Annotated in this window: 15 protein-coding genes; 8 read left to right on the top strand and 7 right to left on the bottom strand. The window is 65.5% G+C overall.

What is annotated here, in order from left to right:
* Positions 1-79 precede the first annotated feature (79 nt).
* Both HWV23_RS09760 and HWV23_RS09765 read left to right on the top strand, forming a co-directional pair.
* Positions 80-2,299, top strand: coding sequence for a twin-arginine translocase subunit TatC (locus HWV23_RS09760; RefSeq protein WP_178290219.1), 2,220 nt, complete (start codon positions 80-82; stop codon positions 2,297-2,299).
* 62 nt (positions 2,300-2,361) lie between these two features.
* The gene (locus HWV23_RS09765) at positions 2,362-2,571 is read left to right on the top strand and encodes a pro-sigmaK processing inhibitor BofA family protein (RefSeq protein ID WP_178290220.1); all 210 of its coding nucleotides are present in this window, start codon (positions 2,362-2,364) and stop codon (positions 2,569-2,571) included.
* 10 nt (positions 2,572-2,581) lie between these two features.
* Here the strand turns inward: HWV23_RS09765 and HWV23_RS09770 are convergent, their stop codons facing one another.
* Positions 2,582-2,983 carry a hypothetical protein gene (locus tag HWV23_RS09770; RefSeq protein ID WP_178290221.1) on the bottom strand — a complete coding sequence of 134 codons (402 nt, stop codon included), beginning with the start codon at positions 2,981-2,983 and terminating at the stop codon, positions 2,582-2,584.
* A gap of 124 nt (positions 2,984-3,107) precedes the next feature.
* Between HWV23_RS09770 and HWV23_RS09775 the strand changes: the two genes are divergently transcribed.
* Entirely contained in the window at positions 3,108-3,284 is a 177-nt protein-coding gene (locus HWV23_RS09775) for a ribbon-helix-helix protein, CopG family (protein ID WP_178290222.1), read from the top strand.
* Entirely contained in the window at positions 3,277-3,990 is a 714-nt protein-coding gene (locus HWV23_RS09780) for a queuosine precursor transporter (RefSeq protein ID WP_178290223.1), read from the top strand. Before HWV23_RS09775 ends, HWV23_RS09780 begins: the two co-directional genes overlap by 8 nt.
* An 18-nt stretch (positions 3,991-4,008) precedes the next feature.
* On the opposite strand, the gene HWV23_RS09785 is transcribed toward HWV23_RS09780, so the two are convergent.
* Positions 4,009-4,767: a 23S rRNA (uridine(2552)-2'-O)-methyltransferase gene (locus HWV23_RS09785; protein WP_178290224.1), complete on the bottom strand. Its 759-nt coding sequence runs from the start codon at positions 4,765-4,767 to the stop codon at positions 4,009-4,011.
* A gap of 283 nt (positions 4,768-5,050) precedes the next feature.
* Here HWV23_RS09785 and HWV23_RS09790 point away from each other — a divergent pair, with 283 nt between their 5' ends.
* Positions 5,051-5,827: a hypothetical protein gene (locus HWV23_RS09790; RefSeq protein WP_178290225.1), complete on the top strand. Its 777-nt coding sequence runs from the start codon at positions 5,051-5,053 to the stop codon at positions 5,825-5,827.
* Between the two features lie 54 nt (positions 5,828-5,881).
* On the top strand, positions 5,882-8,068 hold the full coding sequence (locus tag HWV23_RS09795) for a multicopper oxidase domain-containing protein (RefSeq protein ID WP_178290226.1): 2,187 nt from the start codon (positions 5,882-5,884) through the stop codon (positions 8,066-8,068).
* Here the strand turns inward: HWV23_RS09795 and HWV23_RS09800 are convergent, their stop codons facing one another.
* The 3 genes from HWV23_RS09800 to HWV23_RS09810 form a co-directional block, all read right to left on the bottom strand.
* Positions 8,069-9,091 (bottom strand): LLM class flavin-dependent oxidoreductase, encoded by a 1,023-nt coding sequence (locus HWV23_RS09800; RefSeq protein WP_178290227.1) that lies wholly within the window; start codon positions 9,089-9,091, stop codon positions 8,069-8,071.
* Between the two features lie 50 nt (positions 9,092-9,141).
* On the bottom strand, positions 9,142-11,499 hold the full coding sequence (locus tag HWV23_RS09805) for a heavy metal translocating P-type ATPase (RefSeq protein ID WP_178290228.1): 2,358 nt from the start codon (positions 11,497-11,499) through the stop codon (positions 9,142-9,144).
* Between the two features lie 69 nt (positions 11,500-11,568).
* Positions 11,569-12,318 (bottom strand): helix-turn-helix domain-containing protein, encoded by a 750-nt coding sequence (locus HWV23_RS09810; RefSeq protein ID WP_178290229.1) that lies wholly within the window; start codon positions 12,316-12,318, stop codon positions 11,569-11,571.
* Positions 12,319-13,001: 683 nt separating this feature from the next.
* On the opposite strand from HWV23_RS09810, the gene HWV23_RS09815 reads away from it, so the two are divergent.
* Positions 13,002-14,582 (top strand): tryptophan--tRNA ligase, encoded by a 1,581-nt coding sequence (locus tag HWV23_RS09815; protein ID WP_178290230.1) that lies wholly within the window; start codon positions 13,002-13,004, stop codon positions 14,580-14,582.
* A gap of 21 nt (positions 14,583-14,603) precedes the next feature.
* Here HWV23_RS09815 and HWV23_RS09820 read toward each other — a convergent pair whose 3' ends face one another.
* Both HWV23_RS09820 and HWV23_RS09825 read right to left on the bottom strand, forming a co-directional pair.
* A complete protein-coding gene (locus tag HWV23_RS09820) occupies positions 14,604-15,122 on the bottom strand; it encodes a hypothetical protein (protein WP_178290231.1) in 519 nt (172 codons plus the stop codon).
* A gap of 130 nt (positions 15,123-15,252) precedes the next feature.
* Complete coding sequence (locus HWV23_RS09825; RefSeq protein ID WP_178290232.1) at positions 15,253-16,347, bottom strand: PrsW family intramembrane metalloprotease; 1,095 nt, start codon at positions 16,345-16,347, stop codon at positions 15,253-15,255.
* 123 nt (positions 16,348-16,470) lie between these two features.
* On the opposite strand from HWV23_RS09825, the gene HWV23_RS09830 reads away from it, so the two are divergent.
* Positions 16,471-16,629 carry a hypothetical protein gene (locus tag HWV23_RS09830; protein ID WP_178290233.1) on the top strand — a complete coding sequence of 53 codons (159 nt, stop codon included), beginning with the start codon at positions 16,471-16,473 and terminating at the stop codon, positions 16,627-16,629.
* Positions 16,630-16,669: the final 40 nt, after the last annotated feature.

The following is a 16,669-nucleotide window of genomic DNA, read 5'->3' on the forward strand; positions in this document are numbered from 1 at the left end:
TTTTTGCCGGGCGCCGCAGGCGCCCGTGCAAAAAGTGGAAGCGAAAAGGTTGATAACTGCGAGCAGACAACCTTCCCGCGTGTCTAGCGCCGTCGACGACGATGTGAAGCGGACGGTCGCGGAGGGGCGACAACATCTCGGGACGCTCCTTCGGGGCCTGCAGAAGCATCTGCAGAAGGTTTTCATCGTCTTCCTCATCGGCTTTATCGGGACGTTCACGGTCCTGCGCCTCTACGTCTGGGAGATACTCAAACAGGACCTCAACGCCCACCCCGACATCGTCGTCGTCGCCATCACGCCGTTCGAAGTCATTCTACTGCAGGCGAAAATCGGCCTCGCGGCCGGCGTCGTCTTCGCCATCCCGCCCATCCTCTATCTGAGCCGCGATTCGCTCAAGGCACGGGGTCGATGGCCGGAGAACCTGCCCCGCTGGAAGGCCATCGGCTTCGGTATCGCCAGCGCGGCGCTGTTCGCCGGCGGCGTCGCCTACGCCTACTACCTCTTCTTCCCGCTGATGTTCGCGTTCCTCGCGAGTAACGCCGTCGGCGCGGGTTTCGAGCCCACCTACTCCATCTCGATGTGGGCGCAGTTCATCTTCCTGCTGTCGATGTCGTTCGGCCTGGCCGCCCAGTTGCCGCTGGCGATGAGTTCGCTGTCCTACAGCGGTATCGTCCAGTACGAGACCTTCCGTGACAAATGGAAGTACGCGGTCATCGCCATCTTCGTCTTCGGCGCACTCTTCTCGCCGCCGGACCCCTTCACCCAGATTATGTGGGCGGTGCCGCTTGTGACGCTGTACGGCATCTCGCTGTACATCTCGAAAATCGTCGTCACCACGAAACGCTCCAGCAGTTCCATCGACATCCCCGCGACCGCCCGCGAGCGATGGAACGCCCTCGCGGGCCTGTTCCTCGTCGGCGTCGCGCTGGTCTATGCGTTCTACACCTACGGCGGCTACGAACTGGTCAATAGCGTCCTCGCCGCCGTAAACTCCAGTTATCGGTTCCTACCAACTGGCGGCGCCTACGACGTCCCCGACACCACCTACATCGGCGTCCTCGGCGCCATTTACGGCCTCATCTTCACCGCCGTCGGCCTCGGCTACTTCGTCTACGACGGCCTCGAAGAGCCGACCCGAAACCAGTATGCGGTCCCCGGCGGCACGCCCGGCGACCCCGCCGCTATCGACCTCTCGCAACTCGATGAGGCGGGCATCCGGGCGGCCCCTGTTGCGGCCTTCGCCCGCCTCGAAGAGGAAGAAGCCCTCGCCCTCGCCGAAGAGGCGATGAAGGACGACGACCCCGAGCGCGCACAGGCCATCCTCGACCGCTTCGATAACGTGAATCCGCCCGAAGGCGACGTTTCCCCGAAGGAACACGGAATGGGAACAGGCGAAGGCGGGGACGGAGCCGAAGCCGGAACCGCCGAGGCTGCCGAAGACGAGGAGGATGCCGGCATCCTCGCCCGGCGGAGTGCGGGTATGCTCGACGCCTTCAGCGAGGACGAAATCGACGAGGACGACGTGGGCGGCTACGCCTACGACATCGCCTTCGTCGTCGACAGCCTCACCTCGAAGGCATTCGCCCTCGTCGGCGTCTTCATGGCCGTCATGGCCGCCGTGTTCTTCGTCCTCTATCAGGGCGGTATCGGCGAACTGAGCAAGCAGTTCGTCAGCCGGATGCCATCCGAGTTCGCCGCCGAACAGGTCTCCATCGTCACGCTGCATCCGGTCGAGGCGCTCATCTTTATGATCAAGGTCTCGGTCATCGCGGGCGCGGTCGCCACGCTCCCGCTGGTGCTCTACTACGCGTGGCCCGCGCTGAAGGAACGCGGCCTCGCCCGCGGTGACCGTCGGGTCCTCCTGCTGTGGGGCGGTACCCTGCTGTTCGGGTTGACCGTCGGGAGCATCGTCGGCTTCATCTACGTCGCGCCGGCGGTCATCTCGTGGCTCGCGGCCGACGTCCTCGGGGCGAACATGATTATTGCCTACCGCATCAGCAACTACGGCTGGATGATCTTCTTCCTCACAGCCGGTATCGGCATCCTCTCGGTCATCCCCGTCTCGATGTTCCTCTTCCACCGCGGGAACATCGTTCCCTACTCCGTGATGCGGAACCGCTGGCGGGAGTTCACCATCGCCGTCCTCGCGATTGGGGCGTTCTTCTCCCCGCGCGGCGTCTTCACGATGTTCCTGCTCGGCATCCCCGTCATCGTCGCCTACCTGGCCGGCCTGGGGGTACTGTGGGCCTACACGCTGGGCGGCCGCCGGACGTTCGAACCCGCAGAGGGCGCGGACTAGTCTCTCTGCTTACTACGGCGTATGTGCCGTCTAACAAAGCAGCCGTGTCCTGTACGGTAGGTATGGTATCCCTGAGAGCGCTGCTCGTCAACGCCATCGTCGGACTCATCATTCTGGTCGTCGCCAACGCCATCGGTCTGGGCGTCGAGATTTCGATACTCACGCTCCTGATTTGTGCAATTTTGGGCGTGCCCGGGGCGATACTCGTCATCCTGCTCGCAGTGCTCGATATCGCCTTCGCGGCGTCGATGGCGCCTCTATTTATCGGGTAGGTCGTCCCCGCTACTCGTGGTCGCGTATCGCGGCCACGGCCCGCTGTCGTTTCTCGACGATGGCGTGGACGCGGTCCTTCTTGTCCTCGATGTCCTGCTGGTCGCGCAGCCAGTAGAGGTCCGTATAGAACGCCACCAGCGCCTCGATTTCCGCCCCGGAGAGGTGGCCGATGTCGTCGGCGTTGCTCTCGTAGATGACTGGTGTTTCGACGGTCTCGGTCAGCGTTTCGTATGCGCCCCGTTCGGCCAGGTCGTCGAGATACGAGAGCGCGTCCAGTTCCGTCTCGAAGGCCTGCCGGAGATGCGTGCGGGCCAGCCGCCGCCGGCGCCAAAACAGGAAGTACGACCCCGCGATGGTCGCAACGGCGCCGATGATACTCCCGAGGACGAATCCGGTGATGGTTCCAGCCACGCTATCGGTTCACACGGCCACGGCAAAGGCGTTGCCGCCTATCTATATGCCCTGAGTGTTCTCCAGATAAGGACTCAAGAAGAAATCCGAGTCGTATATACCGCCATACCCGTAACCGGAAGATATGCCAAAAATAAGCGTCGAGATTCCGCAGGAACTGCTCGACGACCTCGACGACCATGTCGGGGACGACGGCAAGTACGTCAACCGGAGCGACGCCATCCGCGCGTCGATTCGCAAGAACCTCGATATCATCGACGAAATCGACGCCCGCCACGGGCGACTGGAGGACGATGAGTAGCGCTCACGTACGGCAGCGGTTGCTGCCGACCGGCGCCGTCGCGCTCGCGGCGATGTTCGTCACCGCGCTGGTCACCTCGCAGGTCACCGCCTCGAAGTTGCTCCTGTTCCAGTCGCCGGTCGCCCTGCCGGTGACGGGGACCGCTCTCGTGTTGCCCGGCGCGGCGCTGGCGTACGCGCTGACCTTCCTCGCGACCGACTGTTACACCGAACTGTACGGCAAGCGCGCCGGACAGGTCCTCGTCAACATCGGGTTCCTGATGAACTTCCTGTTGCTCGCGCTGGTGTACAGCACCATCGCCGCCCCGGCGGTTCCCAATCAGCCTATCGACCCCGCCACTTTCGCGGCGGTCCTCGGCCAGAGCGGCCCGCTTGTGGTCGCCAGCCTCGCGGCGTATCTCGTCAGCCAGAACTACGACGTGCTCGTCTTCCACAAACTCAAGGAACTCACGGACGGCGAGATGCTCTGGCTCCGCAACATCGCCTCGACGGGAACGAGTCAGGCCATCGACACGGTCATCTTCGTCGGACTGGGGTTCTACGTCCTCCCGCAGGTCGGCTTCGGTGCGACCTACGAACTCGGGTTCGTGCTCTCGCTTATCGTCGGCCAGTACGCCCTGAAACTCCTCATCGCGCTGGTGGATACGCCCTTCGTCTACCTCATCACCGGCGTGATTCGCCGCAGCGAAGAGCCACAAATCACCTAAAAGAGCCGCCGACTCGACCTATGCCTTCTTCTCGGCGAAGCCGTACCGCGGCTTCACGTCGGTGACGGTCACCTCGACCGTCTCCCCTTCGTCGGCGTCCCCGACGAAGAGCGTGTAGCCGTCGACCTTGGCGATGCCGTCGCCCTCGCTGCCGACGTCCTCGATGTCGACTTCGAGTTCGTCGCCCTCGCGGACGGGCGCCGTGATGCGGCTCTTGGCCACCATGAACAGCTCCGAGGAGGAATCCCGGGAGGCCTTCGGGTGGATGGTCCGGACGTACTCGAACTCCTCGTCGATATCGGCCCGGAGGTCGTCGGTGTCGGGGCCCTCGAAGACCTTCGCGACGAAGTCGCCGCCCGGCGCCAGCAGTTCGAGGCTGGTCTCGAAGGCCATCCGCGCGAGATGGACCGACCGCGCGTGGTCAAGCGAGTACTCGCCGGTCATGTTCGGCGCCATGTCCGAGATGACGACGTCGGCCTCACCGACCATGTCGACGACCTGCTCGCGGGTCTCCGCTTCGGTCATGTCGCCGCGGACGGTCTCGACGCCGTCGATGGGCTTGATACGCTGGAGGTCGACGCCGACGACGCTTCCGTCCTCGCCGGCCAGTTCCTTGGCGACCTGCAGCCACCCGCCCGGCGCGGCGCCGAGGTCCACCACGGTGTTGCCGGGGTTGATGAGGTTGGCCTCCTCGTCGAGTTGCTTCAGTTTGTAGGCGGCACGGGAGCGGTAGCCCTCCTGTTTCGCCCGGTTGTAGTAGTCGTCCTTACGCGTCATACGTCCCTCACCACGTCCTCCGATACGTCTCCATCCGCTACAAACGAACGTGCGCTCATACACGTCTTGACGGGGTCAACGCGGAAAGACGTGCCGGATTCGGGGCTCTCTGGGCCACGTTGGTTCGGTTCGTCTTCGGGGCCAATCGACCCGAGTAATTCGCCGCCGTAGTAGCATACACCGTCAGTTGATATCAGTAATAAAAACAGTGATTTTAGAAACTTCTGCAAAACTTCATCCATCCGTTGACCCTTAACTACAAGGACGTCTACCTGACGCCGACATGTCCTTTGAAGGGGTGACGTCGCGCCGAGCGTTCCTCGGCACGGTCGTTGGGGGAGCTACTGTAGCTCTCGCTGGCTGTAGCAACGATTCGAATAACGGAAGCACAGGGACACCGACGAATACACCGACGCCGACGTCGTCCGGGCTGGAGGCACAACTCCAGACGGTCCGCGAGGCGACGGCCGACTTCGAGGACCCGCAGGCGGCCCTCCAGAACGGGTTCCAGCCGGGCGGACCGTACGTTCCGGGCATGGGGTGGCACTTCCAGAACCCCGAGTGGGCCCAGGAGGCGGCCCAGAACGGGTTCGACCTCGAGAAGCCGCCGACGCTTACCTACGTGGAGACGGACGACGGACTGACGCTGGGGTCGGTCGAGTACGCCGGTCCCGCACAGGCTGTCCCCGAGTCGCCGGACCTCTTCGACGACGCCGATGCCGACGCCACCGAATCGTGGGGCACCCACGCCGCTGCTACCCACGTTTTCGCGACGCCCGACGGCGAGCAGACCAATCCGGAGGACGTCACCTTCGATGAGTGGACGACTCCGGACTACTGGGCGGAGTTCAGCCCGCCGGACAGCGACCTCGAAGCCGGGGATACCGTCTCGCTGAACTGGGGGACGGCCAGCGGCAAGGAGGGCGACCGGACCGAGCGGGTCGCCGACGTCGTCACTACCCATCCGGAACTCCGGGCGCTCCACGTCTGGACGCACATGGAGAACCCGGAGGGCGTGTTCGCGCCGGTCAATCCCCGCCTCACGAGCGATAGCGGGTGAAGGCTGGCCGGCAGACTGGGGGTAACGGGTGAGAAACGAGAGTATACTTATTTTATGAACGACACGACTGACGACCGAACGCGGATACTCGTCTGGGGGTTTACCGTCGCCGCCGTCCTCGCCGTCCTCGTCGGCGGGGTCGGATTGCTCGCGGACCCCGTCGCGGCCCACGGCGAGGACGGAGGGGGTAACGCATCGCAACCGACGCAGTCGCTCTGTGAGTTCCCGAACCCGGAGTGGCGTGAGGCCCAAACGATTGCGGGGGTGGATATCCAGCAATCCCGGCATTGTCGACCGGACAACCCGAACGCCGTCGCGGCGTCGGTCGCCGGGACGAACAACGTCCCCATGGACGTCCTGATGCGGACGGGCTATGCCCGGGACGCCGTCGAGAAGTGCTGTGACAGGGACGGCGACGGTGACCCGGACGTCATCCGCATCACCCTCGAAATCAACGAACTGAACGGCGGCGCCGTCGAACACCACATCGCGCCGGGCGTCTCGCCGGGCATGTGGGTCTTCTCGCCCAAGACGCGGGGGATGGTCGAGAACGGGTCGGCGTCGTCCCGCCTCGTCCGCGCGCCGTCGCCGTCCATCCGTCTCGAGGCGGGCGATACGGTCTACGTGACCGTCGAGAACACCCACTACCAGCCGCATACGGTCCACTTCCACGGCACCGACCACCCATACGAGAGCAACGGCACGGACGTCGACGGCAACGACGGCGTCCCGCAGACGAGCGAACGACCGATCAAACCGGGCGAGAATCGGACGTACAAGTTCACGCCCGGCGAGCCCGGGACGATGTTCTACCACTGCCACGTGGCCCCGGACGTCCACATCCCGATGGGGCTCTCGGGGATGTTCGTCATCACTGAGAACGCCTCGGACAACCGCGTCCAGACGTTCAACAACGGCGCGGGGAAGGTCCGCCACCCGTCACGGGCGGAAGGAAACGACACCGCCGGGGTCTACGACCTCCACTATCAGGCGCTGGATAAGAACCTCTCGCGGATTCCGGCGACCCACGACGACCCGCGGCGCGTGGCGACGCTGATGAACCGCCGCCACGACGCCACCGACGCGTCGATGGATTACTACCTCCTGAACGGGCGGTCGTTCCCCTACACGCTGCAGGAATCACCCATCGTCGTCGACCCCGGACGGGAATACCGGCTTCGGGTGCTGAACTCCGGGCCGCGCGACGTGGCCGTCCACACGCACGGACACAAGGCCACCGTCGAGGCCTACGACGGCGTCACGCTGAACGAGTCGAACGAAATCCAGCGTGACGTTATCGACGTCGCGCCGGCCCAGCGCGTCGACCTGACGCTCAACACGACTGACGACGGCCGCAATTCCTACGGCCCCGGCGTCTGGTTCATGCACGACCACCGCGAACCGGGGGTGACGACCGACGGCATCTCGCCGGGTGGCAACATCAACACCATCACCTACGCCTCGTATCTCGACGAGCGGACGGAACTCCCGCAAACGGAGACCGACCTCGGCCGCTACTTCAACAGCTCCTACTACGCCGGCGAGGTTCCGTACTGGAGTAACCTCGACGAGAAACTGGCCGCGGGCAACGCGACGAGTACGGCCACGGCCGGCGCCGTCGACCACTGGGTCGGCGCGAACGAGATGCGGATGGAGATGCGAATGGCCGAGGGCGGACTGGTCGTAAACGAGAACGAAAAGGACCCGCCGTACGGCTGCGACGAGATTCGGGGCACGCGCAACGTCACGGTCGAGGCGGGCGAGCAGTTCGCCGAACCGGGCGAGATGTTCGCCTACAACCGCAGCCAGTGGCAGTTCGACACCTGCACCCGGGTAAACGTCACGCTCGTCAACACCGACGAGGTGCGACACCAGTGGATGATACACGGGCTGCTCCGGACGAGCTATCCGGGCGGAATGTTCAACATCGAAGCCAACGGCGGGACGTCCGTCACCGGGACGTTCGTCACCCCCGGCGTCGACACGCGCTTGCAACTCCATTGTTCGGTGCCGTCCCACGACATGTCCGGCATGAACGGGACAGTCGTCGTCGGCAACCCGTCCAGCGGGAACACGAGCGCCGACGCCGCAACCGCAACCGACGACGCGAACGAGTCGACGGCGACGGCGGCCGTCGGGACGGGGGCGTTACTGTCCAGTAGTCCCCCGAGCGTCGCACTCGGGGCCGTCGTCCTCGCCCTTCTCTCCGGTGTGTTGCTGGCGAGACGGCGGTGGAACTGATTAGACGAGGCCGACGCCTTCGGCGATGAGTTCGTGGGACCGAAGCGCGTCCTCGTGGCCGTCGTGGACGTGCTGAATCATCATCTCGTCGACGCCGACGCGGTCGGCGAGTTGGTCTAGCAGGCTCGAAATCGTCTCCGGGCTACCGGAAATCGCTCGCGGCCACTCGTTTTCGTCGAGCGTCGCGGGCGTCGGCTCCGGAACGCCGCCGAGTTCGTCGATGGCCTCCTCGATTGACGGTCGCGTGCCGACGATGCCGCGTTCCATCCGCTTGTAGGTCGCTTCGGCGACCGCCCGAATCCGTGCGGCCTCCTCGTCGGTGTCGGCACAGACGGCGTTGACGGCGACCATCCCCTGCGGTTCGTCGATACTCCCGCCAAGTTCCGAGGGCTGGAACGTCTCGCGATACTTCTCGAAGGCGTGGGTGGCGAACTGCGGCCGGATGAAGGCCGCAAAGCAGAATCGAAGGCCGAGTTCGCCGGCGATGGCCGCACTGGAAGGGCTGGAGCCGAGCACCCATGGTACCGGCTCGTCGGCGCCGGAGCGGGGAATCTCGATATCACTGTAGGCGTGGTTGTCGGGGTAGTCGTCGTAGAGGTGGTTGATGACGGCCTCTATCTTCTCGGCGTGGTCCTTGTCGGGGTTCTGGACGTGGCGGTCCGTCCCGAGCGCACGGTCGACCGCGGGCGAGCCGTTCGCGCGCCCGAGGCCGGCGTCGATGCGGCCCGGTGCGAGCGCGTCTAAGGCGCCGAACTGTTCGGCGACCTTGAAGGGACTGTAGTGGTTGAGCAGAACGGCGCCGGAACCGAGACGAATCGAGTCGGTTTCGGCGGCGAGATGGCCGAGCAACACTTCGGGCGTCGTCCCGGCGAGGGTGTCGGCCATGCCGTGGTGTTCGGCGACCCAGAACCGTTCGAAGCCGAGGTCTTCGGCCTGCTGGGCGGCTTCGACGGTGTTCGCGTAGGCCTCGGTCGCGGTGCCGTCGTCGGGAACCGGCGAGAGGTCGACAGCGGAGAGCTTCATACCCGGAGTCGGGGACTGCGGGAGATAACGGTTGGGCTATCAGCAGACGCTTATCGCTCTTCGGGGCTGATTCGCGAGAGCCGCATCGCGTTGCCCGTCACGCCGAGGCTCATGCCCATGTCGCCGACAACGACGGCCAGGGCGACGCTGACCAGCCCCAGCGGCACGCCCAGCGCGAGCAGGAACTTCACGCCGAGGCTCGCCCAGATGTTCTGCCGGATGACGCCGTTGGCGGTGTGCGACAGCGAGTACAGATACGGGAGTTTGCCGATATCGTCGCCCATCAGCGCGATATCGGCCGTTTCGAGGGCGGTGTCGGTGCCGGCGGCGCCCATCGCGATGCCGACCTCGGCGGTCGCCAGCGCGGGCGCGTCGTTGATGCCGTCGCCGACCATCGCCACGTCGCCGTACTCCGTCTGTAGTTCCTCGATGGCCTCGACCTTCTCCTCGGGCAGGAGTTCGGCGCGGTACTCGTCGACGCCGACCTCCTCGGCGATGGCGCGTGCCGTCCCCTCGTTGTCGCCGGTCAACATTACGACGTGTTCGACGCCCAACTCCTGAAGGCGCTCGACGGCGCGCTTCGAAGTCGGCCGCACCTCGTCGGCGATGGCGATGGCACCCAGCAATTCGGTCTCCGTACCGACGAGGACGACGGTCTTGCCCTCCCGTTCGAGCGCGGCGAGGGTGCCCTCGTCGAAGGTCGCCCCGGCCGTCGGGTCCTGCTCGGGTTCGGGAACCGCGCCGCCGTCGGTTCGTCGGCCGCGGTCGAGTGCGAAACCGAACTCCTCGAAGAGCGCCGGCTTGCCGGCGTAGTAGGTCTTGCCGTCCAATTCGCCGCGGATGCCCTTGCCGGTCAGGCTCTCGAAGGCCGCAGGTTCCGGAACGTCGCCCACGCCCGATTCCTCGGCGCGGTCGAGAATCGCGGTGGCGATGGGGTGTTCACTCCGCCGTTCGAGGCCGGCGGCAGAGCGGAGCAGCGTCGCCTCGTCGGTTTTGCCGACCGGCACGACGTCGGTGACGGTGAGTTCGCCTTTCGTCAGCGTCCCGGTCTTGTCGAGGGCGATGGCGTCGACCTCGCCCATCGCTTCGAGGTGGTTGCCGCCCTTGACGAGGACGCCGTTTTTCGCGGCGCTGGTGATGCCCGAGACGACGGAGACGGGCGTCGAGATGACGAACGCGCAGGGACAGGCGATGACCAACAGCGTGAGGCCGCGGATGAACCACGTCCCCCAGTCGCCGACGAAGGTGATGGCATAGCCGGCCGCGCCGACCGACACCGGGTCGGAAATCGCCAGCGGCGGGAGGACGGCGGTCAGAATCGCCAGCACGACGACGGTCGGCGTGTAGTAACCCGCAAAGCGGTCGACGAACTGCTCGGTTTCGGTCTTCTTCGCCTGTGCGCCCTGAACCATCTCGATGATGTGGGCGAGCGTCGATTCGCCGGCCGTCGAGGTGACCTCGATTTCCAGATACCCGCCCTCGTTGATGGTGCCGGCGTACACCTCGTCCTCGACGCTCTTGTCGACGGGGACGCTCTCGCCGGTTATCGGCGACTGGTCGACCGCGCTTTCGCCCTCAAGCACCACGCCGTCCAGCGGAATCTTGTCGCCGGGGCGGACGACGACAGTCTCGCCGATGTCGACGTCGTCCGCGGGGACGGTCACCTCCTCGCCGTCGCGCCGGACGGTCGCCTCGTCGGGCGACAGTTCCATCAACTCCCGGAGGGAGTCGCGTGCGCGGTCCATCGCGTAGTCCTCCAGCAGTTCGGCGATGCTGAAGAGGACCGCCAGCGTCGCCGCCTCGACGAAGTAGCCGATGGCCGTCGCGGCGATGATGGCCGTCCCCATCAGCAGGTCGATATCGAGACTCAGGTTCTTCGCGGAGTAGTAGCCGCCCCGGACGACCGGGAACCCGCTTGCGATGACGGCGCCGAGAAAGAGCACGTCAGCGAGCGTCAGCGGGATGTCGAGAACGCTCGCCACGACGAGGTTGCTCCCCGTGAGGACGAACTCGAAGAGGAGGCCGACCGTGACGAAGACGGTGCCGACCCACGTTTTGATGGCACGCGGACTCGTCCAGATTTCGGAGGGTGGGGCGACGTCGACGCCCTCCGAGGTCTCGTCTATCCCGTCGCCCTCGTCGTCGGTTTCCCGAACCACCTCGTAGCCCGCGTTCTCGATGGCGTCGATGACCGCACTTTCGCTCACGCGGTCCGGGTCGTAGGTGACGGCGGCGGTTCCGGTCGTCGGCTGGAGGGTCGCTTCGATGATGCCGTCGACCCGCTGGAGGCTCTTGTCGACCTTCCGCGCACAGGACGGACAGTCCATCTCGGGGACGGCGAGGCGAGCGGTGAGTTCCCGCCGCCGTCCGTCGTCCGTCCGGTCCGCGGCGTCTGCATCGTCGGTCATTACCTGACGGTTCGGCCGACACGTCGATAAGCCTTCGTTGGAATATTCCAACTCCCGCCCTCGGCCCCGCTACAGCGGCGTCGACGGTTCCGCGCCGAGCTGCGAGTCCGCGACGTGGCGCTTCGCCAGTTGTTCTTCGGCCCGTCGAAGGCGATAGGTAAGCGTCGACCGCGGCACGCCCAGATGGTCGGCCAGTTCGCCGACGTCGACCTCCCGGGGTGACTCGTAGTAGCCGTGTTCGACGGCGGCCTGCAGCGCGGCCTCCTGTTCGGGCGAGAGGTCGTCACTGCGGCCGGCCGCATCGCCCGTCGAGGCCGACGTCTCGGCGGTTCGCAGCATCTCGGTTCGGGCACAGTCGCCGACAGCCGCTTCGAGGTCAGCGAAGAAGGCGGCGACGTCGCCCTCGCCGGAGTGGATGACGCGCCAGGTGTAGTGGCGGCCCTCGTGACGCGTCTCGAAGAGAACACCGTCGCCGAGGTGGTCACGGGCGATGTGGGGAACCGACGCGCAGTCGGGCGTCCGCTCCCAGTCGGAGTAGAGTACGAGCGTATCGTCGGTGTGGTCGAGCACGCGCGTGGTCTGGGTGGCGCCGCAGTCGCCCGTCGCGAGACAGTCCGCGTAGTAGTCGCTGTTCAGGAAGGCATCCTCGATGGCGTCGAGCGCCTCCGGCGTGCCGGTGGCGTGGTCCACACGCCAGAGGCGCTCGGGGGTCGCATGGAGGGACAGCGAGCGAATCCGGGCGTCCGGGTGCTCCGCTAGCGTGTCGGCCACCCGGTTGCACCCCGGTTCGTATTCGAGGGCGAAGACGAGTTCGCGCATAGGCTTCCTTGGTGACGAGTGGACAAAACCTGTCGGCTTCATTTATAAGTCGAGCGTGACGACTTCCTGACCGCAAACAGGCGACTCTCTAGCCGCAAACAGCCGGAAAGCCCTCGGCCCGGAGACGGTCGCTAAGGAGGATATCCTCGCTCGCGTTGCTCGCTCGGATAGGGCCTCCTTAGCGACTATATAAACGCCTCCGGGCCTCGCCCTTTCATTCCTCCAGGGACCGCACAACCCTGCCCTTCCCCGGGTCGGATGGTCGGCCGTGCGGCCGACCCATCCTCCCGGCCAAGTGTTTATTTATAAATGGCGCGCGCTGGCCGACCGCCGCGAGCAGAACGCGAGCGGCGGTCAGGCCGGCCAGCGCGCGAGGGACGACCGACTGAGCGCAGCGAAGGAGGGAGTCGGTTGGGGAGGTTCGTGGTGCGGTCGCGGTGCTGTCCTGATGGAATCGAAGGGCGAAGCCGGGTAGCGCTTGTCTTGGGCGCTCAGCGGGCACTACTCGACCGAAGGGAGAGTATCCCGCTGAGCGACCGCCAGCCGGCTGAGGGCTTCGGGGGTAGTGTGGTCGAGACAGTCGCCACGCTTTCTTTATAATCAGATACACCACAATCAGACTGCTCCACAAGCCCTCTCACGCAAGCGAACGGTTTTTGGGCGGACCACCCCGACGGATGCGTATGGCAGACGACGAAACCCACGCTGACGAGGGCACCCCTGCCGGGGCGGACCGCGAGGTCCGACCCGACGGCGGGGCGAAGGGAGCCGACGACGTTGCCCTCGACCCGTGGGGCTCGTCGACGGTCGCCGACTACCGGAAACTCTTCGACCAGTTCGGCATCGAGGAGTTCGACGATGTCCTCCCCGAGGTGCCGACGCCCCACTATCTCATGCGTCGGGGCGTCATCTTCGGCCACCGCGATTACCGCCCCGTCGCCGAGGCGATGGTCAACGACGAGCCGTTCGCCGCGCTGTCGGGCTTCATGCCGACCGGCGACCCCCACATCGGCCACAAACTCGTCTTCGACGAACTCATCTGGCACCAACAGCAGGGCGGCGACGCCTACGGCCTCATCGCCGACATGGAGGCCCACGCGGCCCGCGACATCCCGTGGGACGAAATCGACGAACACACCGAGAGCTACCTGCTGTCGCTCATCGCGCTGGGTTTCGACCCCGAGGAGGGCGAAATCTATCGGCAGTCGACCAACCGCGACGTTCAGGACCTCGCCTTCGAACTCGGAACGCAGGCGAACTTCTCGGAGTTGGGCGCCATCTACGACTTCGACGGCGAGACCGAGGTCTCCTACATGCAGTCGGTCGTCACCCAGATGGCCGATATCCTCTATCCGCAACTGGACGAACCCAAGCCGACGGTCATCCCCGTCGGTCCCGACCAAGACCCCCACATGCGGCTCGCTCGGGACCTCGCCGGTCGGATGCGCTACTTCAAGGTAACCGAGGCCTACGCGAGTTTCGAACTCGACGACGGGGAACGTGAACTCGTCGGCCGGGCCTACGAGGCGCTCGCGGCGGACGCCGCCGACCCCGAAACCGACGTCCGCTGTACCGACGCCGCCGACTGGCTCGAGGACGAATCGCCGGACCACCCGGCGCTGTGGAACACCGTCGAGAAACTCCGCTCGGGCGGCAAGGAACCGCTTCGCCCCCGCGTGCGCTTCCTCGACCGTAACGCGACCGAGGACGCCTTCGAGGCGCTCATCGACGCAGTCGACGGCGAAAAGCGCGTCTACGAGGGCCACATCGACAGTTTCGACCTCGATGCCGAGGCAGCCGAGGAACTCGCCCGACAGGTCGAGGTCGACCACGGGGGCTACGGCTTCCTGCCGCCGTCCTCGATTTATCACCGCTTCATGACCGGCCTCACCGGGGGCAAGATGTCCTCCTCGGAGCCGGCCAGCCACATCAGCCTGCTCGACGACCCCGAGGGCGGCTACGACAAGGTCAAAGCAGCGACGACCGGCGGCCGCGAGACGGCCGAAAAGCAGCGCGAGTTGGGCGGAAAAGCCGACGAGTGTCCGGTCTACGAACTCTACGCGTACCTGCTGGCGAACGACGACGACGATTTCGCCGCCGAGGTCTACGAGGAGTGTGTCACCGGCGAGCGGCTCTGTGGCGGCTGCAAGGAGCAGGCCGCCGAGTTGATGAAGGAGTTTCTGGCGGAACACCAGGAAAAGCGGGAGGAGGCACGTGAACTGCTGGAAGCGGCCGATATCGAACTCGACAGCCCGCGGAAGTAAGCGTCAGGGGGACTACGACCGTTAGGCGGCGAGCAGTTCTTCGAGGCCGTCGAGCCCCGGCGTGGTGGGCACGTCGTTGCCGGGCAGTTCGGGGACCTCATCGCCCGGCAGTTCGGGCGCGTCGCCGCCCGGCGTGTCGGTTTCGCAGGCGCCCTGCGGGTTCTGCGCCGAGTCGGGGCTCAGCTCACAGTCGATGCCGCCGGCAACGCTCTGGTTGTTCGCCGACCCGTCGCCGCTGGCCGCGACTTCGACGCCGTTCTGGGAAACCGAAACCGACCCCTCGGCGGAGGCGCTTCCCTGGTCGCTTTCGACGCTGACGGAGCCGTCGCCACCGCCGCCGTTACCGCCGGCTTCGGGGTCCTCGATTTCGGGAATCTCGTCGGTCAGGTTGGTGCTGTCGCCGACGCCGTCGGTAATCCCGTCGGTGACGTCAGTCGCGTCGTCGAGTCCGGCCGCGGCGGCCGACCCCGCGAACATCGTCGCGACACAGAGGGCGATCAAAACCGATACGAGCGCTCGTGATGTGAGTCGTGTACTCATACAACAGGCAACCGGTGCGACGATAAATAGAAGGTCGTTACTCGGGACATTGACGGCATTTTAAATACTGGGGTGGACGAACGCGTGGTTTCCGTGTCGTACCTCGGGCCGAAAACGAGGGGGAAAATCGCTACGAGTTCGTATCCGGGTCGAACTCCGTCAGTTCGGAGTCGGCGTCTTCGGGGTCGTCGATGTCGTCGTGAACGCGCGCGTAGGCGCTCCGGTAGCGGGCGATTTTCCGGTAGAGGGCATAGAAGAACACGCCGTCGTAAACGACGACGAAGGCGACGAAGATGATGAAGACGGGGATGGGAAGCAGCGCGCCGATTACGACGGGGACGATGCCGACGAGGATGTTGTAGGTGCCGTGGATGAAGGCCGCGATGAGCAGGCCCTTGGCGACGATGGGGCCGGCATTATCGGGGTTGAACTTCGCGAGGCCGAGGTAGTAGCCCGCGAAGGCCGAGTAGATGACGTGGCCCGGCCCGGCGAGGCTTCGGACGGCCGTAATCTCGCCGCCCGCATCCAGTGTCTGGAGGAACGCGGCGGCGAAATCGGTTGCGGTCTGGGTGATGACGGCGCTCGGACCGCTGATGTTCTGTGTGATGTAGAGGACGTTCTCGATGGAGGCGAAGCCGAGGCCGGCGACGGCGCCGTACACCGCGCCGTCGATGACCGAGTCGAACCGGCTGTCGCGGTAGGCATGGAGGCGCACCGCCAGCAGTTTCACCGCCTCCTCGCCGGGGCCGACGACGAGGTAGTAGAACAGCACCATCACGAGTAACTGGAGGCCGGGTACGGGACCGACGACGGCGACGATACCGCCGGCACCGACGCCGAACAGTCCCCTGAAGGTGGTGTTGATGATGGCCGCAAAGCCGGCAAAGAGGACGGCGAGCACGAAGGTCATCGCCAGCAACGACGCGGGTTCGTCGGTCGTGATGTCGGTCGTGTAGATGTACACCGCCAGCAACCCGGCCGGCACCACCGACAGCGCGACCAACGCGAGAATGAAGGGGTTCTCGAAGAAGGCAGCGGCCGCGCCGCCGCCGAGAATCAAAAGCAGAATGAACACGCCCAGCGCGACGAGCAGCGCCCGTCCAGCCTTGAGGACGCCCTGATGTGTCTTCACCGCCAGTCGGTCGAGCCGACTCCGCGGTTCCCACGACGTGACGTCGTAGAGGTCCTCCGACTCGTCGGCGCGAGCCTCCACCGGGTCTTTCATAGCGGCAATGCGGCCGGCGGACTCCTAACGTTTTGGCCCGAGCGCGCGGCGACTCGAATGTGATAATACAACATTATGACCTTCAGGGGCAGGTTGAAATAGGACAATCGAACACATCGGGCCATGACGCGCTACAGCGCCAGCCGAGGGATTCTCTACTCCGCGCCGCCGGGACCGAACGGGAACCGCGGGAACGAGAAAGCAAGCGAGGACGCCAGCACGGAGGAACCGACCGCCGAAACCGAGGCCGACGCGGCCGCGGACGCGACCGCCGACGACTGAAGAACCCACCGGCGTTCCAAGCCGGGACGCTTTCGGTCCC

The sequence above is a fragment of the Natronomonas halophila genome (assembly GCF_013391085.1).
Taxonomy (GTDB): domain Archaea; phylum Halobacteriota; class Halobacteria; order Halobacteriales; family Haloarculaceae; genus Natronomonas; species Natronomonas halophila.

Excerpts from the sequence above, each read along its gene's own strand:
- HWV23_RS09765 (WP_178290220.1), top strand. The coding sequence starts at position 2,362 with ATGGTATCCCTGAGAGCGCTGCTCGTCAACGCCATCGTCGGACTCATC.
- HWV23_RS09775 (WP_178290222.1), top strand. The coding sequence starts at position 3,108 with ATGCCAAAAATAAGCGTCGAGATTCCGCAGGAACTGCTCGACGACCTC.
- HWV23_RS09780 (WP_178290223.1), top strand. The coding sequence starts at position 3,277 with ATGAGTAGCGCTCACGTACGGCAGCGGTTGCTGCCGACCGGCGCCGTC.
- HWV23_RS09785 (WP_178290224.1), bottom strand. The coding sequence starts at position 4,767 with ATGACGCGTAAGGACGACTACTACAACCGGGCGAAACAGGAGGGCTAC.
- HWV23_RS09790 (WP_178290225.1), top strand. The coding sequence starts at position 5,051 with ATGTCCTTTGAAGGGGTGACGTCGCGCCGAGCGTTCCTCGGCACGGTC.
- HWV23_RS09795 (WP_178290226.1), top strand. The coding sequence starts at position 5,882 with ATGAACGACACGACTGACGACCGAACGCGGATACTCGTCTGGGGGTTT.
- HWV23_RS09800 (WP_178290227.1), bottom strand. The coding sequence starts at position 9,091 with ATGAAGCTCTCCGCTGTCGACCTCTCGCCGGTTCCCGACGACGGCACC.
- HWV23_RS09805 (WP_178290228.1), bottom strand. The coding sequence starts at position 11,499 with ATGACCGACGATGCAGACGCCGCGGACCGGACGGACGACGGACGGCGG.
- HWV23_RS09810 (WP_178290229.1), bottom strand. The coding sequence starts at position 12,318 with ATGCGCGAACTCGTCTTCGCCCTCGAATACGAACCGGGGTGCAACCGG.
- HWV23_RS09815 (WP_178290230.1), top strand. The coding sequence starts at position 13,002 with ATGGCAGACGACGAAACCCACGCTGACGAGGGCACCCCTGCCGGGGCG.
- HWV23_RS09820 (WP_178290231.1), bottom strand. The coding sequence starts at position 15,122 with ATGAGTACACGACTCACATCACGAGCGCTCGTATCGGTTTTGATCGCC.
- HWV23_RS09825 (WP_178290232.1), bottom strand. The coding sequence starts at position 16,347 with ATGAAAGACCCGGTGGAGGCTCGCGCCGACGAGTCGGAGGACCTCTAC.
- HWV23_RS09830 (WP_178290233.1), top strand. The coding sequence starts at position 16,471 with ATGACGCGCTACAGCGCCAGCCGAGGGATTCTCTACTCCGCGCCGCCG.